Origin of the sequence: Mycobacterium spongiae (assembly GCF_018278905.1) — a bacterium.
GTDB lineage: Bacteria > Actinomycetota > Actinomycetes > Mycobacteriales > Mycobacteriaceae > Mycobacterium > Mycobacterium spongiae.
Genome location: NZ_CP046600.1, coordinates 3,319,641 through 3,337,688 on the forward strand (window position 1 = coordinate 3,319,641; position 18,048 = coordinate 3,337,688).

At 65.8% G+C, this 18,048-nt stretch carries 17 protein-coding genes and 1 pseudogene; 5 read left to right on the forward strand and 13 right to left on the reverse strand.

Features of this window, described 5'->3' with window-relative positions; all coding sequences use genetic code 11:
* The first annotated feature begins 71 nt into the window (after positions 1–71).
* Positions 72–1,319 (forward strand): protein kinase domain-containing protein, encoded by a 1,248-nt coding sequence (locus F6B93_RS13505; protein ID WP_211695551.1) that lies wholly within the window; start codon positions 72–74, stop codon positions 1,317–1,319.
* Here the strand turns inward: F6B93_RS13505 and F6B93_RS13510 are convergent.
* Together F6B93_RS13510 and F6B93_RS13515 are read right to left on the reverse strand one after the other, a co-directional pair.
* Positions 1,316–2,713, reverse strand: a complete 1,398-nt coding sequence (locus tag F6B93_RS13510; protein WP_211695552.1) for a class II 3-deoxy-7-phosphoheptulonate synthase — start codon at positions 2,711–2,713, stop codon at positions 1,316–1,318. The two genes, F6B93_RS13505 and F6B93_RS13510, sit on opposite strands and share 4 nt — an antisense overlap.
* A gap of 35 nt (positions 2,714–2,748) precedes the next feature.
* Positions 2,749–3,297: a polyadenylate-specific 3'-exoribonuclease AS gene (locus F6B93_RS13515; RefSeq protein ID WP_211695553.1), complete on the reverse strand. Its 549-nt coding sequence runs from the start codon at positions 3,295–3,297 to the stop codon at positions 2,749–2,751.
* 175 nt (positions 3,298–3,472) lie between these two features.
* On the opposite strand from F6B93_RS13515, the gene F6B93_RS13520 reads away from it, so the two are divergent.
* Entirely contained in the window at positions 3,473–4,756 is a 1,284-nt protein-coding gene (locus tag F6B93_RS13520) for a glycosyltransferase 87 family protein (RefSeq protein ID WP_211695554.1), read from the forward strand.
* On the opposite strand, the gene F6B93_RS13525 is transcribed toward F6B93_RS13520, so the two are convergent.
* The 5 genes from F6B93_RS13525 to F6B93_RS13545 form a co-directional block, all read right to left on the reverse strand.
* Positions 4,757–5,512, reverse strand: coding sequence for a lysophospholipid acyltransferase family protein (locus tag F6B93_RS13525; RefSeq protein ID WP_211695555.1), 756 nt, complete (start codon positions 5,510–5,512; stop codon positions 4,757–4,759).
* An 87-nt stretch (positions 5,513–5,599) separates the two neighbouring features.
* The gene (locus tag F6B93_RS13530) at positions 5,600–6,013 is read right to left on the reverse strand and encodes a hypothetical protein (RefSeq protein WP_211695556.1); all 414 of its coding nucleotides are present in this window, start codon (positions 6,011–6,013) and stop codon (positions 5,600–5,602) included.
* Entirely contained in the window at positions 6,010–7,272 is a 1,263-nt protein-coding gene (locus F6B93_RS13535; protein WP_211699477.1) for an ArsA family ATPase, read from the reverse strand. The genes F6B93_RS13530 and F6B93_RS13535 overlap by 4 nt, the downstream gene beginning before the upstream one ends.
* Complete coding sequence (locus F6B93_RS13540) at positions 7,265–7,702, reverse strand: SRPBCC family protein (protein ID WP_211695557.1); 438 nt, start codon at positions 7,700–7,702, stop codon at positions 7,265–7,267. The genes F6B93_RS13535 and F6B93_RS13540 overlap by 8 nt, the downstream gene beginning before the upstream one ends.
* 103 nt (positions 7,703–7,805) lie before the next feature.
* On the reverse strand, positions 7,806–8,195 hold the full coding sequence (locus F6B93_RS13545; protein WP_211695558.1) for a polyketide cyclase / dehydrase and lipid transport: 390 nt from the start codon (positions 8,193–8,195) through the stop codon (positions 7,806–7,808).
* Between the two features lie 134 nt (positions 8,196–8,329).
* On the opposite strand from F6B93_RS13545, the gene F6B93_RS13550 reads away from it, so the two are divergent.
* Entirely contained in the window at positions 8,330–10,132 is a 1,803-nt protein-coding gene (locus F6B93_RS13550; RefSeq protein WP_211695559.1) for an AMP-dependent synthetase/ligase, read from the forward strand.
* Here F6B93_RS13550 and F6B93_RS13555 read toward each other — a convergent pair.
* The 5 genes from F6B93_RS13555 to F6B93_RS22920 form a co-directional block, all read right to left on the reverse strand.
* Complete coding sequence (locus F6B93_RS13555) at positions 10,122–10,352, reverse strand: hypothetical protein (RefSeq protein WP_211695560.1); 231 nt, start codon at positions 10,350–10,352, stop codon at positions 10,122–10,124. The genes F6B93_RS13550 and F6B93_RS13555 overlap by 11 nt on opposite strands.
* Complete coding sequence (gene pimB, locus F6B93_RS13560) at positions 10,339–11,496, reverse strand: GDP-mannose-dependent alpha-(1-6)-phosphatidylinositol monomannoside mannosyltransferase (protein ID WP_211695561.1); 1,158 nt, start codon at positions 11,494–11,496, stop codon at positions 10,339–10,341. Before pimB ends, F6B93_RS13555 begins: the two co-directional genes overlap by 14 nt.
* A 42-nt stretch (positions 11,497–11,538) precedes the next feature.
* Complete coding sequence (locus F6B93_RS13565) at positions 11,539–12,354, reverse strand: eCIS core domain-containing protein (protein ID WP_211695562.1); 816 nt, start codon at positions 12,352–12,354, stop codon at positions 11,539–11,541.
* 82 nt (positions 12,355–12,436) lie between these two features.
* On the reverse strand, positions 12,437–13,633 hold the full coding sequence (ripC, locus tag F6B93_RS13570; protein WP_211695563.1) for a peptidoglycan hydrolase RipC: 1,197 nt from the start codon (positions 13,631–13,633) through the stop codon (positions 12,437–12,439).
* Between the two features lie 193 nt (positions 13,634–13,826).
* Positions 13,827–14,081, reverse strand: a complete 255-nt coding sequence (locus tag F6B93_RS22920; RefSeq protein WP_246540747.1) for a hypothetical protein — start codon at positions 14,079–14,081, stop codon at positions 13,827–13,829.
* Positions 14,082–14,337: 256 nt separating this feature from the next.
* Here F6B93_RS22920 and F6B93_RS13575 point away from each other — a divergent pair.
* Positions 14,338–16,206: pseudogene (locus tag F6B93_RS13575) on the forward strand (DEDD exonuclease domain-containing protein); the annotation flags it as partial.
* Here the strand turns inward: F6B93_RS13575 and trpD are convergent.
* Positions 16,144–17,259, reverse strand: a complete 1,116-nt coding sequence (gene trpD / locus F6B93_RS22925) for an anthranilate phosphoribosyltransferase (protein WP_246540749.1) — start codon at positions 17,257–17,259, stop codon at positions 16,144–16,146. The pseudogene F6B93_RS13575 and the gene trpD overlap by 63 nt on opposite strands.
* Before the next feature lie 139 nt (positions 17,260–17,398).
* Here trpD and ctaE point away from each other — a divergent pair, with 139 nt between their 5' ends.
* The gene (ctaE, locus tag F6B93_RS13580; RefSeq protein ID WP_211695564.1) at positions 17,399–18,010 is read left to right on the forward strand and encodes an aa3-type cytochrome oxidase subunit III; all 612 of its coding nucleotides are present in this window, start codon (positions 17,399–17,401) and stop codon (positions 18,008–18,010) included.
* Positions 18,011–18,048 lie beyond the last annotated feature (38 nt).

Here is an 18,048-nt window from a genome sequence, read left to right on the forward strand (position 1 = left end):
TCCGGGCAAGTCGCCGTGTTGGGCGAACGTAGGTCTTACCGCTGGATCGCAGCGCCACCTACGATGGCCCCGTGGTTGGAGGTGCGACCGGGGGCGCGATAGACAGCGCACTGCTGGATGGCCGGTACTTGGTTCAGGCCAAGATCGCCAGCGGTGGTACCTCGACGGTCTACCGTGGCCTCGACGTGCGACTGGACCGCCCGGTCGCGCTGAAGGTGATGGACACTCGCTACTCGGACGACGAGCAGTTCCTGACTCGGTTCCAGCTCGAGGCGCGCACGGTCGCCCGGCTCAAGAACCCGGGGCTGGTCGCGGTCTACGACCAGGGCATCGATGGAAACCACCCGTTCCTGGTGATGGAACTCATCGAGGGCGGCACGCTGCGCGAGCTCTTGGCGGAACGCGGTCCGATGCCACCCCATGCCGTGGCGGCGGTGCTGCGCCCAGTGCTCGGCGGGCTGGCCGCTGCGCACCGGTCCGGCCTGGTACATCGTGACGTGAAGCCCGAGAATGTCCTCATCTCCGACGACGGCGAGGTCAAGATCGCCGATTTCGGGTTGGTCCGCGCGGTCGCCGCCGCCGGAATCACCTCCACCAGCGTCATCCTCGGCACGGCTGCCTATCTGTCACCCGAGCAGGTCAAGGACGGAAACGCCAGTCCGCGCAGCGACGTCTATTCCACCGGTATTCTCGCCTATGAGCTGCTGACCGGGCGCACACCGTTCACCGGGGACTCAGCCTTGTCGATCGCCTACCAACGGCTTGATACCGATGTGCCGGCTGCCAGTGCAGGGATCGATGGCGTACCGGCGCAATTCGACGACTTGGTGGCGTGCGCTACTGCCCGCGACCCCGCCGATAGATACGCAGACGCGGTCGAGATGGGCGCCGATCTGGAGGCGATCGCCGAGGAGTTGGTGCTACCGACATTCCGGGTACCGGCGCCGCGCAATTCCGCCCAGCACCGATCAGCGGCGTTGCCTCACAGCCGGATCCACCAGCGGCCATCACCTGCCGCCACAACAGCGGTGCGCAACCCCACCCGCCAGTTGACGCGCGGTCCCGAAGACTGGCCTGATCCGGTTCGACCGGTGCCGACCGGGTCTGGACTCGAATATGGGGCGGAGCCCGGACCCGGCGAATCCCAACAGGGACCGGTCTCAGGCCACTTCGCCGGCATCGCGATGGAGGAATTCGCCTGGGCACGATCCCACGCCCGCCGCACGGTGCTCATTTCGGTGGCCATCGTGCTCGCGGTTACGGGACTAGTGGCGACCGCCGCATGGACGATCGGCAGCAATCTGAGCGGATTGCTCTAGTCGCGCAGCATCTCCGCGACCAGAAACGCCAACTCCAGCGATTGCTGGGTGTTCAGCCGCGGATCACACGCCGTCTCGTAGCGGCCACCCAAGTCCGAGTCGGAAATGGCTTGCGCGCCGCCGAGACACTCAGTGACGTTCTCGCCGGTGAGCTCGACATGGATACCGCCGGGGTGGGTTCCCAACCCTCGATGCACCTCGAAGAATCCCTGCACCTCATCGACAATGCGGTCGAAATGCCGAGTCTTGAACCCCGTGGAGGACTCGTGGGTGTTGCCGTGCATGGGGTCGCACTGCCAGATCACCTGATGACCGCTGGCCTGGACCTTCTCAACGATAGGCGGAAGCAGGTCGCGGATCTTGTTGTTGCCCATCCTGCTCACCAGCGTCAGCCGGCCTGGCTTGTTGTGCGGGTCAAGCCGCTCCACATACTCGACGATCGATTCCGGGGTCATGGTAGGGCCCATCTTGACCCCGACTGGGTTGCCAATGATCTCGGCGAACGCAATGTGTGCACCGTCGAGTTGCCGAGTCCGCTCGCCGATCCACACCGTGTGCGCCGAGAGGTCATACAGTTGCGGCTGCCGGCCTTCTCCATCGGGGATATCCGACAGCCTCAACATGGCTCGCTCATAGTCGAGCACCAAAGCCTCGTGGCTGGCATATATTTCAGCAGTTTGCAGATTGCGGTCAGCCACCCCGCAAGCGCTCATGAAGCGCAGTCCACGATCGATCTCGGCGGCCAGCGCCTCGTAGCGCGCGCCGGCCGGCGAGGTTCGGACGAATTCCCGGTTCCAGTCGTGAACCAGATGCAGCGAAGCCAGACCCGACGAGGTCAGCGCCCGGACCAAATTCATTGCCGCGCTGGCGTTGGCGTAGGCCCGCACCAGCCGCGACGGATCGTGCTCGCGCGCCGCCGGGTCCGGGACGAAGCCGTTGATCATGTCGCCGCGGTATGACTTCAGGCCCAGCGCGTCGATGTCGGCTGACCGGGGCTTGGCGTACTGACCGGCGATCCGGGCGACCTTCACGACCGGCAAACTCGCTCCGTAGGTCAGCACCACGGCCATTTGCAACAAGGTGCGGATATTGCCCCGGATGTGGGGTTCGGTGTTATCGGTGAAGGTCTCCGCGCAGTCGCCGCCTTGTAGGAGGAACGCCTCACCCTTGGCGACCAGGGCCAGCTGCTCCTGCAGCCGGACGATCTCGGACGGCACGGTCACCGGAGGCACGCTCTCCAAGACGGTGCGCATCGCGACGGCCTGTTCTTCGGGCCAGCTGGGTTGCTGGGCTGCCGGCTTGGCAAGCGCGGCGTCCAGCCGAGACCGCAAGTCCGGCGGTAACGGCGGAAGGGGCGGAAGCTGGTCGATCGGTATGTCGACGGTCCAGTTCATCGGTCCATCGTAGCCGGGCACTGCGAGGCTGCTCGTCAGATCGAACGTCGCTGGAGATCGTGCTCGCCGGCGGAATCCGGCGGTCCCCCTCGGGTGATGAGCCGGAATCGGCGCAGCTGGTCGCGCGCATCAACCAACGCATCATGGGCGCTGCGGGACCGCGGCGGCATTCGGGGACGTCCCCGGTCCTCCCACAACTGCCGCAGTTCCCGGGTGAACCGGGGCATGGCCCGCGGCAGGGCTGGCATAGGCCCCCACAACTGACACAGCGCAACATGGTCGTAGGCGCCCACCCACGCCCACAACTCGATCGGTTCCATCGGGTCCGCTATCGAGTCATCGCCCTCGATGCCGAAGAACTCTTCCAGGTCACGGCGGATTTGGCGGCGTGAGCGCCACAAGTGAGAGGCCGGCGGCGGCAGCTTGGGCAGAACATGGGAACGCACCCAGGCACCCGCCCGCTCTGGATCGAATTCCGTAGACACCGCGTAGTATTCGCGGTCATCCTCGGCAACCACCCCGATGGAGATCAAGTCGATGGTGCGGCCGTCCTCGATGAATTCCGTGTCGTAGAAATACCGCACCGCCGCAGCCTAATGGGAATGGATCGGCGGAGCCGGACCACCACACCGGCGTCGCGGTGGTACCCGCCCGCCGGCACCCTCGGTGGCGCCCGCAGCGCGCACTTCCGGACGCAACCGTGCCATGAGGCGCTTCTGTGAGGTTGGGCTGTCTTGCGACATTAGGCTGTTGTGCGACATGAGTACATTTCAGGCGCCCGACGTGGGCAGTCGACTCCGGCGGGGGTGGTTATGGTTCCCGTTGTGGCTGGTAGCGGCCTTGGCACTGAGCTACGTCGGCTGGCGGTTGTTTGGGCACACCCCGTATCGCATCGATATTGACGTCTACCAGATGGGCGGACAGGCGTGGCTGGATGGGGGTCCGCTGTACAGCGGCGGTGTGTTGTTCCACACACCCATCGGACTGAACCTTCCGTTCACCTATCCGCCGTTGGCGGCCGTGGTGTTCAGTCCATTCGCGTGGTTGCACATGCCGGCCGCCAGCGTTGCGATCACCGTGCTCACCCTCGTGCTGCTGATCGTATCGACGCTGCTGGTGTTGAACCGCCTCGACGTGTGGACCTCCTCCCGCGCTCTTCCCGGGCCGGCTTGGCTGCGTCAGTTGTGGTTGGCGGTGGTCATAGTGGCGCCAGCGACAATCTGGCTAGAACCGATCAGTTCGAACTTCGCGTTCGGTCAGATCAATGTGGTGCTGATGACGCTCGTGATCGCTGACTGCTTCCCGCGCCAAACGCCGTGGCCGCGTGGGCTGCTGCTGGGTCTAGGAATAGCCCTGAAACTGACACCAGCGGTGTTCCTGCTCTATTTCCTGCTCCGTAGGGACAATCGCGCGGCGTGCATGGCCCTGGCGTCGTTCGCCGCAGCCACGGTCGTGGGTTTCCTATTGACCTGGCGCGATTCCTGGGAGTACTGGACGCACACGATCCGCCATACGGATCGGATCGGCGCGGCAGCGTTGAACACCGACCAGAACATTGCCGGCGCACTGGCACGACTGGCGCTCGGTGAGAGCGAACGCTTCGTGCTGTGGGTCGTCGGGTCGTTGCTCGTGCTGGCAGCCACCGTATGGGCGATGCGACGAGTCCTGCGGGCCGGCGAGCCCACCCTGGCCGTGATGTGCGTGGCTCTTTTTGGGTTGGTGGTTTCGCCGGTTTCCTGGTCCCACCACTGGGTATGGATGTTGCCGACGGTATTGGTCACCGGACTACTGGGCTGGCGTCGTCGCAACGTCGCTCTGGGTTTGGTCAGCGCGGCCGGGGTGGCGCTGATGAGGTGGACACCCATCGATCTGCTTCCCCAACATCAGGAAACAACAGCGGCGTGGTGGCGCCAGCTCGCGGGAATGTCTTATGTGTGGTGGGCGCTCGCGGTCATCGTCGTTTCCGGATTCGCCGTCACCACGCGGATGGCGCTGCCGCCTTCTCCCGTCGAGGAAATGCCCCGTATTCCGGCGGTCAGCTGACTAGCCGGCTGCCGTCTCCGGGATCCGCGCGGCGTCCTCAGGATCGGCACCATCGCCCCGATTAGTACCGTCGCTCCCGTCCTTGACCCCGTCCTTGACACTGGCGGCGTAGATGTCGACGTATTCCTGCCCCGACAACCCCATCAGCTCGTACATCACCTCGTCGGTGACTGCTCGCTCGATGAAATGGTTGTCAGCCAATCCCTCGAACCGTGAGAAGTCCATCGGCTTGCCGAAACGGACGGTGACCCGCCCGAACCGCAGCATCTTCGAACCCGGCGGGTTGACGACGTCGGTGCCGATCATCGCGACCGGAATAACCGGGACCCCCGTGTGCAAGGCCAGCCTCGCCAGGCCAGTCTTGCCTTTGTACAACCGACCGTCGGGCGACCGGGTGCCTTCGGGGTACATGCCCAGCAGCCTTCCCTGGCCGAGCAGCACTTGGGCAGCCTGCAACGCCGCCTGCGCGGAGTCGGCGTTGGTACGGTCAATCGGCACCTGGCCGGAAACGCTATAGAACCAGCGGTTTATCCACCCTCGTAGCCCAGTGCCGGTGAAGTATTCCGCTTTCGCCAGAAACCAGATCCGACGGTGCACCACCAACGGAAGGTAGAAGCTGTCCGCGACGGCGAGGTGGTTGCTGGCGATGATAGCCGGGCCGGAGCTCGGGATATGTTCTAGGCCTTCAACTTTGGGCCGGCCGAGCAGTGTGAATAACGGGCCCATGAAGATGTACTTGAACAGGTAGTACCACATGGCCCTCCCTCTCGCCCGTAACGGATGATGTCCTGCGCCAACTGTACCCATCCAAGGGGGCGCCGACCACCTCCACAGAACGTCGGCTCACTCCTGGACGGACACCGGGATCGGCTGGTAGCGGGTTGTCGCAGAAGCATCTCCCGCGCCATTCGGAGCGGCCGTATCGGTCTTGGCGCCCCCATCAGGCGAGCCATCGGGCGGTGGTTGCGCCGACCGGTCGATGTCGTCGACTATGGCGCGAATCACCTCCAGCAGCGCGACACTGTGGTCGGCGATCACCGTCAACAACGGATGCTGCTCGCCGGTTGCCAACGCGGCAAGAGCACAAACCGGACACCACACTTGCTGGCACTTGCCGGTCCCGACACCGTCGCCGGCAGCCCCCGAAACCCCCGAAAACATTGTGGCCGCTGCGCGCACCCCAGGGTCGATCCCGTCCAAGATCGCCTGCGCCAGCCGCCGCAACTCGGGACCAACATCGGCGTGGAGCCCGCTCATATTGGCCACACCTCCGGATTTGGTCGGAAACGAACTGTCAGCTCACCACCCCGCAGCTGCGCGTCCAGCACCGTACACCTGCGCAGGACCGACGCCAACTTCACCCGGCGCCGCATCCCGCCAGCGCTGATGACCAGATCATCGTCCGCCCGGCCCAGCGTTAGCGTCTCGGGATCGAGTTGGGGCAACGATAGCCGCAAGCGGTACACCGACCCAAGCCCGGACCCGGATTCCAAGTCCACGATCGGGCGCAGCGGACCGGGCGGCGCGGCTCCGCGACGACGACGAGCACTATCGAGCAGACCGGCCAGCGCCTTCGGACCGATCGGCTCACCGGCTAGGTGCGGAATCAGCACCAGAGCTACGTCGCCGATGGTGCCGTCGAGTTCGGTCAGAACGGCCCGTTGCTCGGAGATCCGTTCGGCGTACCAATAGAACGCCGGGTGGTCGGGCAGACTGCGGTACTCATAGGACTCGTCACGCACCAAGACCTGATTGACGAGCAACTCTTCGACACGGACTCCCATGAGGGCCAACGACCCCAACGTCCGCGCCGCCTCCGCAGCGACTACCCGCTCGGGCGTCAGCACCAGATGCGCACCGACCTGAGCACCGTCGGTCAACAATGCGCTCAACTGCTCCACGCTGGCGCTGGTGCGCTCCAGCAGCTCCACCACCGCGGCCGAGCGGCCGTCCTCGGCCGCGACGCCGAGCCGGCGATGGCGCGGCCATGCACGTTCGACGTAGAGACCGAAGGCAGCGGGCAGGGTCAGCATGCGCAGCGCATCGGCGGTCGAGGCGCAGTCGACCACAATACGATCCCATCGTCCGGCTGCCGCAAGTTCGCCAACGGCGTGCAGCCCCAGCACTTCCTGGATCCCGGGCAGCGCTGCGAGCTCTTCGGACGCGATAGTGGCTAACTCGGAGCCGGCAAATCTCTGATCCAGGGCATCGACCACGTCGCGCCACCGCTCCTCGAGCAGTGCGAGGGTATCCAGGGCCAGTGCATCGAGAAAGCCGCCCCCGGCCTCGGGGTCGTCGGCGAGCACGCGAACGGGGTCACCCCGCCCAGTCGGTGGGACAGCGATGCCCAACACGTCACCCAGCGAATGCGCCTGGTCGGTCGATACCACCAGGACTCGCTGACCGGCGCTCGCGTCACAAACCGCGGTAGCGGACGCCAGCGTCGATTTTCCTACCCCGCCTTTGCCGACAAAGAGACTGATCCGGGCCGGGGTCGGCGTAGCGGACTCACTCAGCCTCGACTCGTTTCTTCAGATCCTTCAACGCCCCATCGGTCAACCTGCGTTCGGCCTTGCGTTTGAGCATTCCGATCATCGGGACCGCAAGGTCGACCGAGAGTTCGTAGATAACCTCAGTTCCAGAATCTTTGGGCGCCAGGTGATATGTCCCCTCGAGGGACTTGAGCAGCGAGCTGGATTCGAGCGTCCAGCTGACCCGCTTGCGGTCAGCCGGCCACTCGTAGGCCATGATCAGGGTGTCTTTGAAGACGGCCGCGTCCATCAGCATCCGAGCCTTCAGCGGGTAACCGTTGTCGTCAGCCTCCAGGACTTCAACTTCCTTATACTCGCCAATCCATTCCGGGTAGGCCTCGATGTTGGCGATCACCTTCAGCACCTCGCCTGGATCCGCATCGATGTAGATCGTTTGCGTTGTCTTGTCCGCCACCTGGCTGCTTCCCTTTCCCCGCAAGCGGGTCGACCCCGGTCATCGGCGGGAGCTCCCGTTCTCCCGGCAGAAACGGTACTCCTCTGCGCCTCACTTGATTCGGCTAAGTTACCGGAGAAACCCCGATGGGGCGCGAGTTCTCCAGGGTCATCTTCATCTCAAACGCCATTTCCTTGCCTGCCACCCGGCGGCGGTGCGTCATTTTAGCCAGGTTCATTCGAGCAAGCTGGTGCGCCGATACGCCGGTAGGTTCGGCGTGCAGGAAGTAGTGCAACACCACCCCGTCCAACGACGGTTCCAGCCAAACCTCCATGGTCCCGGTGAGGGCGCCGCTCACCGCCCACCTTATTCCCTTGTCGGCACGGTCCTCGGTGACCTGCAGCCGCAGATCAGGCCACCACCGCCGCCAGCTCGACCGATCGGTCAACGCGGCGGAAACCTCGGCGCCATCGGCGGCCACGTAGGTCTCGTCCGCGATCTGGATGCTGTTCATCGCCCCAGCTTCACATACACAACTTCATCCTGCGCAAATGTTCGACGTAGGCTATGCGACTGGTCGAAGTAGGCTAAGCCACAGCAAGCCGGCCACCGGAGTTATCACACTAGGTCAAGCGAGGTCCGAGAAGAGTGCGTGAGTTGAGCGTCCCCGCGGGGTTCACCGTCGGCGAGCACGATAGTGTCGCGGCCGCAGTTTTCGAGCACGAACGCGACGACCCGGAACACGTCATCTACCAGCGCCTCGTCGACGGTGTCTGGACCGATGTCACGTGTGCCGACGCCGCGAACCAGATTCGTTCAGCCGCGCTGGGCTTGATCTCGCTAGGGGTTGAAGCCGGTGACCGGGTGTCCATATTCTCGGCAACCCGCTACGAATGGGCGATCATCGATCTCGCGATCCTGTCGGTCGGTGCCGTCACCGTGCCGATCTATGAGACCTCGTCGGCCGAGCAGGTGCAGTGGGTGCTACACAATTCGGAAGCGGTGGTGGCATTCCCGGAGACCGACGCACACGCCGCCACGGTCACCGAACTCAGCGACGAACTGCCCGCCCTGCGCCACGTGCTGCCGATCAACGGCTCGGGTCCCAACGCACTCGACCGGCTCGCCGAGGCGGGCGCCTCCGTGGATCCGGCCGAACTGAACGCCCGGCTCAAGGCGTTGCGTTCGAAGGACCCAGCGACGCTCATCTACACCTCGGGCACCACAGGACGGCCGAAGGGCTGCCAGCTCACCCATTCCAACCTGCTCTACGCGATTAGGGGCGCCAAGGAACTCCACCCGACGCTGCTGACCAAGGGCGAGCGGCTGCTGGTTTTCCTGCCGCTGGCTCATGTGCTGGCCCGCGCGATCACTTTGGCTGCTTTCCACAACAAAGTCACCGTAGGATTCACCAGCGACATCAAGAATCTGCTGCCGATGTTGGCAGTGTTCAAGCCGACGCTGGTGGTGTCCGTGCCGAGGGTGTTCGAAAAGGTCTACAACACCGCGGAGCAGAACGCCATAGACGCCGGCAAAGGCCGGATCTTCGCGATCGCCGCACAGACCGCTGTCGACTGGAGCCAGGCCCACGACGGTGGAAAGCCGGGGCTGCTGCTGCGCACCAAACACGCGCTGTTCGACCGGCTGGTCTACAACAAGCTGCGTGCGGCACTCGGTGGCGCGTGTCGCGCGGCCGTGTCGGGCGGCGCGCCGTTGGGTGCGCGGCTCGGCCACTTCTATCGCGGTGCGGGCCTCACCATCTACGAAGGCTACGGCCTCACCGAGACCAGCGGCGGCGTCGCCATCAGCCCATCCAACGACGTCAAGATCGGAACTGTCGGAAGGCCGGTGCCCGGCAACGCGTTACGCATCGCCGACGACGGAGAACTGTTGGCCCGAGGCGGCGTCGTGTTCAGCGGCTACTGGCGCAACGAGGCAGCGACGGCCGACACATTCGCCAACGGGTGGTTCAAGACCGGCGATCTGGGGGCGATCGACGAAGACGGCTTCGTCAGCATCACCGGTCGCAAGAAGGAGATCATCGTCACCGCCGGCGGCAAGAATGTCGCCCCTGCGGTGCTCGAGGACAAACTGCGGGCGCACCCGCTGATCAGCCAGGCGATGGCCGTTGGGGACGCCAAGCCCTTCATCGGCGCGCTGATCACCATCGATCCGGAGGCATTCGCCGGCTGGAAGCAACGCAACGACAAAGGCGCCACTGCGTCGGTCGGCGATCTGGCCGGCGACCCAGACCTGGTCGCAGAGGTGGAGACGGCCGTCAAACAAGCCAACCTTGCGGTGTCAAATGCCGAGTCGATCCGCAAATTCCGTATTCTGCCCGTCGACTTCACCGAGGACACTGGTGAGCTGACACCGACGATGAAGGTCAAGCGCAACGTGGTGGCCCAAAAGTTCGCTTCCGAGATCGAGGCGCTCTACCTCAAGAACTAGCCACGCGGCCGCCTCCCCGGGCCACCTCACCGGCCCGCATCGTCGCCGTGCCCAAACCCCATCGCCCGGCTCCTCCCCGGGCCACCTCACCGGCCCGCATCGTCGCCGTGCCCAGACCCCATCGCCCGGCTCCTCCCCGGGCCACCTCACCGGCCCGCATCGTCGCCGTGCCCAGACCCCATCGCCCGGCTCCTCCCCGGGCCACCTCACCGGCCCGCATCGTCGCCGTGCAGAAGCACGGCGAGGCGGTCCACCAGGATGTCCCAACGCCAACGATCGATCACCCATTCTCGACCGGCGGCGCCCATCGCCGCCGCCCGGTCGCGATCGGTCAGCAACTCGATGACGGCCTCGCCGACCCTGTCGACCGAGTTGCCATCGACCACTAGCCCAGTTTTGTTGTGCTGCACAGTTTCCGGCGCCCCGCCCGATTCTCCGGCGATTACTGGCACACCGGTGGCTGAGGCCTCGAGAAACACGATCCCCAGGCCCTCGACGTCCATTCCAGCGCCGCGGGTACGGCACGGCATCGCGAACACATCGGCCAACGCATGGTGCGCGGGCAGTTCCGCGGCTGCCACCCCGCCGGTGAACGTCACGTCGTCGTCCACACCCTGTTCCTTGGCTAGCTTGCGCAGGGCCTCAAGGTAAGGACCGCCCCCGACGACCACCAACGCAGCGCCATCGACCCGACTCCGAACCGACCGCCAGGCCTTGACCAGCGTGTCCTGGCCCTTGCGCGGGACAAGCCGCGAAAGGCACACCACCGTGGGCCGCTCGCCCAACCCGTAGCGCGCACGCAACTCAGCGCGGGCGGCGGGATCCGGACGGAACCGGTCGGTGTCCACGCCGGGCGGTAGGTACTCGAGCGACGCCGCGGGTCCGAAAGCACGCGCGAACCGGGACCGCGTGTACCGGCTCACGAAGGTCACGATGTCGGTGCCATCGCCGATGCGCCGCAGCACCGACCGAGCGACCGGAAGCATCGACCAGCCCACTTCGTGACCGTGGGTGCTCGCCAGGACTCGGTTGGCTCCTGCCTGCCTGGCCCGCTGCGCCAGCAGAGCAAGCGGTGCGGCCGCACCGAACCAGACGGTGTCGATATCGTTCTCCGCGATCAGCCGACGCATCCTGCGGTCCACCGCGGGAACCGGCAGCATTAGCGTGCCCGGATGCCGGACTACCCGATAGCCGCCAGCTCGGGCCGCCTCGTCAAAGGTTTCCGACCCCTTCCACGACGGTGCGTACACCGTCACGTTATGCGATCCGGCCTGTGCCAACCTGCCGACGAACTCGCCGAGGTAGGACTGAATGCCGCCGCGCCGCGGCGGAAAGTCGTTGGTTACCAGCAGGACCCGGCTCATCCGCGTCAATCTAGCGGTTCGGGGTTGCGCAACCAGACTCTGCTACCGGGTCAGCCATTGCCGCCAGTGTGCCAGCAGACCGGCAGCGTCGGTGTCGAGCACCTCGCGGATAGCGACGGACAGCTCGGAGCGTCCCACACCACACGCCGCCAGGTAGAACTGGCGCAGTTTCGCCGGTCCGTACGTGTCGGCGACGAACCTGGCGAACCACCACGCGCGGTCATAGGCCGACGAGCGTTGCGGCCCGGGAGCATCCAGATCGGCGTCCGACGGCAGCCGCAGGGCCGCAGGCACCGCAACGGCGCCCGTTCGGATGTTGGCCGGGTACGGTCGGGCCACGAAATCGGCCACCCCCTCGGTCAACCAGCGAGGTGCGTCTAGGGCGGTGTCGACACGCGCCGCGTAGTGAAAGACTTCGTGCGCCAACACCATTCGTAGTGCGGTTGAGCTCATGCGCACCGCACCGGGCGCGAACACGATTCGCTGGCCGATCGCGACCCGCCGGACAGGATCGACATGCTGGGCAACCGTCACCGCGGCGATATCGTCCCATTGCGACGCCGGGCCGCCGCCAGCGGCAACACGAAACTCCTGCTCGGTGCCGGCAGCCACCACCGAGATGTCCCGGGACCAATCGACCCCCCAAAAGGCCACCACCGCGCCGATCGCCGCGCCGATATTGGTCGCCACGCGTGACAACAGGCGGTCGGTGGCGGGCGGCCCGAGACCGCGCATATGGACGATCCGATCACCGACGACCAACGAGGTTGCCGGAGCGCTAGCAGCCGCGACGACCACCTGTGCGGATTCTGCTGGTCGATCACGCACCGGCCGCAGCGACACCAGAGCAGCCGCCATCAGCTCGGCAACAAGAAGAACGAGGAGTAGCCGAGGCCAGCGACGCTGCCCCGAAAACACCCGCAGCCCCGCCGAAGGAGCGTCAGTAGCGACGCGCGTCGTAGATCGGGCCGGATGCGGTCATTGGCACCACCCGCACCGGCACGCCGTAGGTAGACGAGTGGACCATGAGACCGTCCCCGATATAGATGCCGGCATGAGACGCGTCAGAGTAGAAGGTCAGCACGTCGCCAGGCTGCAAATCCGACAGCGACACAGGCTGACCACCATGGGCGAGCGCCTGACTGGAGTGCGGCAGGGCAATACCAGCCTGCTGGAAAGCCCACATCACCAACCCCGAGCAGTCGAACCCGCCGGGTGCGGCGCCTCCCCACGCGTACGGCGTTCCAACCTGGGTCAGCGCAGCCTGCACGACATTCTGGCGATTGCTGCCACCCGGCGGCGTGAAGAACGGCAATCCAGGCATGAGGCCCGACGGGGGAACCCCACCCCCAGGCGCCGGCTCACCCGCAGGCAGACCACCGGGCGGCACGGCCTCGGGCGCCGGTGCGCCCGGCGGCGGCGCACCGGGCGCCAACCCTTCGGGTGCGGGCGCCGCCGGACCTGCCGCGGGCACCTGGCCGGGATCTGCCAGCGCGGTGCGCTGGTCCGGTGTCAACGCGAGGTATTGCGACTTGACGACGGCGATTTGCACCTGCAGCTGGCTCTGCTTGTTTTGCAAGCTCGCCCGCACCATCGCCGCCCGTTCCGCAGCAGACTTGGCATCGGCCGCCGACTTGGCTGATGCCTTCTCAGCCTTGGCCGCCCGCTCGCCAGCGGCCCGGAAACTGGCCATCTGCGTAGCCATTTGACGCCCCATCACCCGCTGCACGGTGAGCCGGTCGATCAGCAACTGCGGCGACGGCGCCGTCAGCATGGCGTGCATGCCGTCGGTGCGACCGCCCATGTACGTGGCGGCCGCGAGCTTGTCGACCGCTGCCTGGAAGGTGACCAGGCGAGCGTTCGCGGCGTCCAGAGCGGCCTGGTCGTCGGCGAGCTTCTTGTCCGCTGCCTGCTGGGCGGCGAGCTTCTCGTTCAAGTCGAGTTGCGCGCTGTGCATCGCCTCAGTGGTCTGCTCGGCTTGCCGGGAGAGTTCGTTGAGCTTCGTCAGAGCGTCCTCGGCGGGATCAGCCTGCACACTCGCAGCCAAAAAGCCGGACAACACGGTGAAACTTGCTAACGTACTGATAGCGGATCGCTTGATCACGCGCGCGATCAGATGCCTACAGTCGAACCTCAAGATTTGCTTCCTTAAACTGCCATCGGCGTATGCCGTCGCGCCGGTTTAGGTCTCAAACAGGTTACGAAACGATATCGGTCTTTGTCCAAAGGGGGGAATTAAGAAAATGTCAAGATTTCTGTCATTCCCTTGAGAGCCCGTAAGAGGACGCAGGACACCGACACGGCGTAGGAGCTTAGCTCGCGCGGCGCCACTATGCGATATCCGACGCGCGGTCGCGGCGGATAGGCACGAGACGCAACCTCGGGACCAATCCCACGTCGGCGAGTGCCTCCAGTGCGGCTCGTTCGTCACCCAACAACGTTTCCGGCACCCCGAGTAGAACGCTGACCACGCAATCGCGGCATCCGCGGCCCCGCAGCGCGCAGTCGTCACAATCGATAACGATGGAGTCCCCCGCCTCAGGCGAAGGGCGGCTCCTGCCATCAGTTCCGGTGGTCTCGGCCATGGGGTCAATCCTCCTCAATCAGATCGGTCAAAGCGCTTCCAACGCTCCTCGGCCACGCCCGGCTACGCCTGGGAGCGCGCGTGGGGCACGCTCGGCGAGGAACGCTGTGGGTCGTACCGAACCGTAGCCACCGGCACCGACATCGGACTCCCCCGGAACTCGCCCGCGAATACCCGTGCCGACAGATGCGCACCTGACAGCCGCTCTACCCACCCGGCGTGGGACACCGACGGTGTCGGTGATCATCCCTAACGTCATGGCCGTGCACTCGGCCAATGGGACTCAGCTGAGTTTCGCCGAACTCCAGCCGGCCTGGTTCGCGGCCGCAGGCCCCGAGCCCGATACCGACCCGGAAGTGTCGTTGCGTGAGACCACCTTCGTGGTAGTCGATCTCGAGACCACGGGCGGACGCACGAAGGGCACTGGGGACGCACTTCCCGACGCCATCACCGAGATCGGGGCGGTCAAGGTGCGCGGCGGCGTCGTTCTCGGTGAATTCGCGACTCTGGTAGACCCCCAGCGCAGCATTCCGACCCAGATCGTCGCGCTGACCGGCATTACCACAGCCATGGTGTGCAACGCCCCAACCATCGAGGTCGTCTTGCCGATGTTTCTCGAATTCGCCGGCACATCGGTACTGGTCGCCCACAACGCGGGGTTCGACATCGGGTTCCTGCGTGCCGCCGCGCGACACTGCGGCATCACCTGGCCGCGACCGCGGGTCCTGTGCACGGTCCAGTTGGCGCGGCGGGTGCTAAGCCGCGAGGAAGCACCCAGTGTGCGGCTGGCCGCACTGGCGCGGCTATTCGCCGTCACCACCCAGCCCACCCACCGAGCCCTCGACGATGCTCGCGCCACCGTCGACGTGTTGCACGGGCTCATCGAACGAGTGGGCAACCAGGGCGTGAATACATACTCCGAGCTGCGCTCTTATCTGCCCGACGTACCCCCCGCACAGCGGCGCAAGCGAGCGCTCGCCGACGGCCTGCCACACCGTCCGGGGGTCTACCTGTTCCGGGGACCATCGGGCGAAGTGCTTTATGTCGGTACTGCGGTCGATCTCTGGCGGCGGGTGGGCCAGTACTTCAACGGGACCGATACCCGGGCTCGAATGAAGGAGATGGTCGCCCTGGCCACCAGGGTCGACCACGTCGAATGCGCGCATGCGCTCGAAGCCGGAGTACGAGAGCTGCGGATGCTGGCCGCGCATGCCCCGCCATACAACCGTCGATCGAGGTTTCCGCACCGCTGGTGGTGGGTGACCTTGACCGACGAACCGTTTCCGCGCCTGTCGGTGGTCCGTGCTCCGCGACACGACCGCGTCGTCGGCCCATTTCGGTCGCGCGCAGACGCGACCCAGACGGCAACCCTGTTCGCGCGGTTCTCCGGAGTCCGAACGTGCACCACCCGGCTGGCGCGTTCCGCCCGGCACGGACCAGCCTGCCCCGAGCTCGAGGTCTCACCCTGCCCGGCCACACGCGATGTGACGGCCACCCAATACGCGGCGGCGGTGCAGCGCGCCGCGGCATTGATCGACGGGCTGGACAACACCGCGCTGGCCGCCGCCGTCGATCATGTCGCGGCGCTCGCCGAACGCTGTCGATACGAGAGCGCTGCCCGGCTGCGTGACCACATCGCCACTGCTGTCGAGGTGCTGTGGCGCGGCCAACGATTGCGCGCGCTGGCCAAGCTGCCCGAGCTGATCGCAGCGCTGCCGGACGGTCCCCCTGGACAAGGGGGCTACCAGCTCGCCGTCATCCGGCACGGCCAACTTGCGGCAGCCGGTACCGCCCGCCGCGGGGTGCCACCGATGCCTGTGGTCGATGCAATCCACGCCAGCGCTCAGACGATCGTGCCCGCGTCGGCCCCTCTGGGCGGTGCGCTGGTCGAGGAGACCGGACTCATCGCTCGCTGGCTGGCTGGACCAGGAGTGCGCATCGTCCGGGTCGCCGACCATGCCACGGGGTGGACCTCACCGTTGCGGTCGGCCGGCCCCTGGACTGCCTGGGCGGCTGCGGCGCGGTCGGCACGATTGGCTGCCGAGCAGATCGACGGTGCGGCCTCAGAGCTGCTGACTGAACCGAATCCAGCGCGCGAGCAGTTGTTCGGCGGCACCGGTGTCAATCGCCGCGCTGGCTCGCCGCAGCCCGTCCTTCCACGCCGGGCGCCATTCAGCGCGGCCGGATAACCCCGAGTGCGCCACGATCGCACCGGCGGCGTTCAGCAACACCGCGTCGCGAACCGGGCCTCTGGCACCACCCAGCACGTCCCGCGCAACGGCCGCGTTGGCTTGGGCGTCACCTCCCCGCAGTTCGTTGAGGTTCGCGCGGCCAAAACCGAATTCGGCGGGATCAAACGTCAATTTGTCCACGGTGCCCGCCACGACGCGCCAGACCGTGCTCGGGGCGGTCGTGGCCAGCTCGTCGAGCCCGTCGTCACCGTGCACCACCAACACGCTGGACCCGCGCGCCGAAAACACTCCGGCCAGCACCTCGGCCAGGTTGGCGAACGAACAGCCGATCAAACCGGCCGGCGGGCGAGCCGGATTAGTCAGCGGCCCAAGAAGATTGAACACGGTGGGCACCCCGATCTCGCGGCGCACCGCCGATGTGTGCCGATAGGACGGATGAAACTGTGGCGCAAAACAGAAACCGATCCCGACGTCAGCGAGGCTGCGCGCCACCTGGTCAGATCCCAGGTCGATGCGCACGCCCAGCGCCTCGAGCGTGTCGGCACCGCCGGCCAACGACGACGACGCCCGGTTGCCGTGTTTGACCACCGGCACCCCCGCCGCCGCGACCACGATCGCGGCCATCGTGGACAGGTTCACCGTGTTGAGCCCATCGCCGCCAGTACCGACGACGTCGACACTGTCATCACGGATCGCATCGAGGGGTAGCGGTCGTGCGTGTCGGAGCATGACATCGGCCAGCTCACCGACCTCGTCCGCGGTCGGCATCTTCATCGTCATCGTCACGGCAAACGCGGCGATCTGCGCCGGCTTCGCGGCACCGGACATGATCTGGTCCATCGCCCAGGCACCCTGGCCAGGTGCCAGGTCGCGCCCGTCCATCAACCGACCCACGATCTGCTTCCAGGAAGACGCCGCCTCAGCCGGGGCCTCCGAAACCCCGCCAGAATCCCCCCGAGGAGCAGAAGCCTCGGACGACAGACCCACGCGCCGATAGTCCCACGAGGGCGAACCGCACCCCAACAGCACCCGGATAGCGGCGTCGATCGGGCGCCAAGGCGACGCGCCGAACAGAATTTGCGCCCCGGGTAGAGTTCGACAACTACAAAGCGTCATACTTGCGGATGTGACGAGCGCTGTAGGGACCTCGGGCACTGCGATCACGTCGCGCGTGCACTCACTGAATCGGCCCAACATGGTCAGTGTTGGCACCATCGTCTGGCTCTCCAGCGAGCTGATGTTCTTTGCTGGCCTGTTCGCGATGTATTTCACGGCGCGAGCGCAGGCCGGCGGGAACTGGCCGCCGCCGCCAACAGAGCTGAATCTCTACCAGGCGGTGCCGGTGACGCTGGTTCTGATCGCGTCCTCGTTCACCTGCCAGATGGGCGTGTTCGCCGCCGAGCGCGGCGACGTGTTCGGGCTACGCCGCTGGTATGTGGTCACCTTCCTGATGGGGCTGTTCTTCATCCTCGGTCAGGCCTACGAGTACTTCAATCTGACCAGTCACGGAACAACGATCCCCGCAAGCGCATACGGCACAGTGTTCTATCTGGCCACCGGCTTCCATGGACTGCACGTCACCGGCGGCCTTATCGCCTTCATCGTGCTGCTGATCCGCACCGGAATGAGCAAGTTCACGCCCGCGCAAGCCACCGCCACCATCGTTGTCTCGTACTACTGGCATTTCGTCGACATCGTGTGGATCGCGTTGTTCGCCGTGATCTATTTCATCCGATGAGCCGACTCCCCCGAACCAGCCCGAACAGGACCCAACAG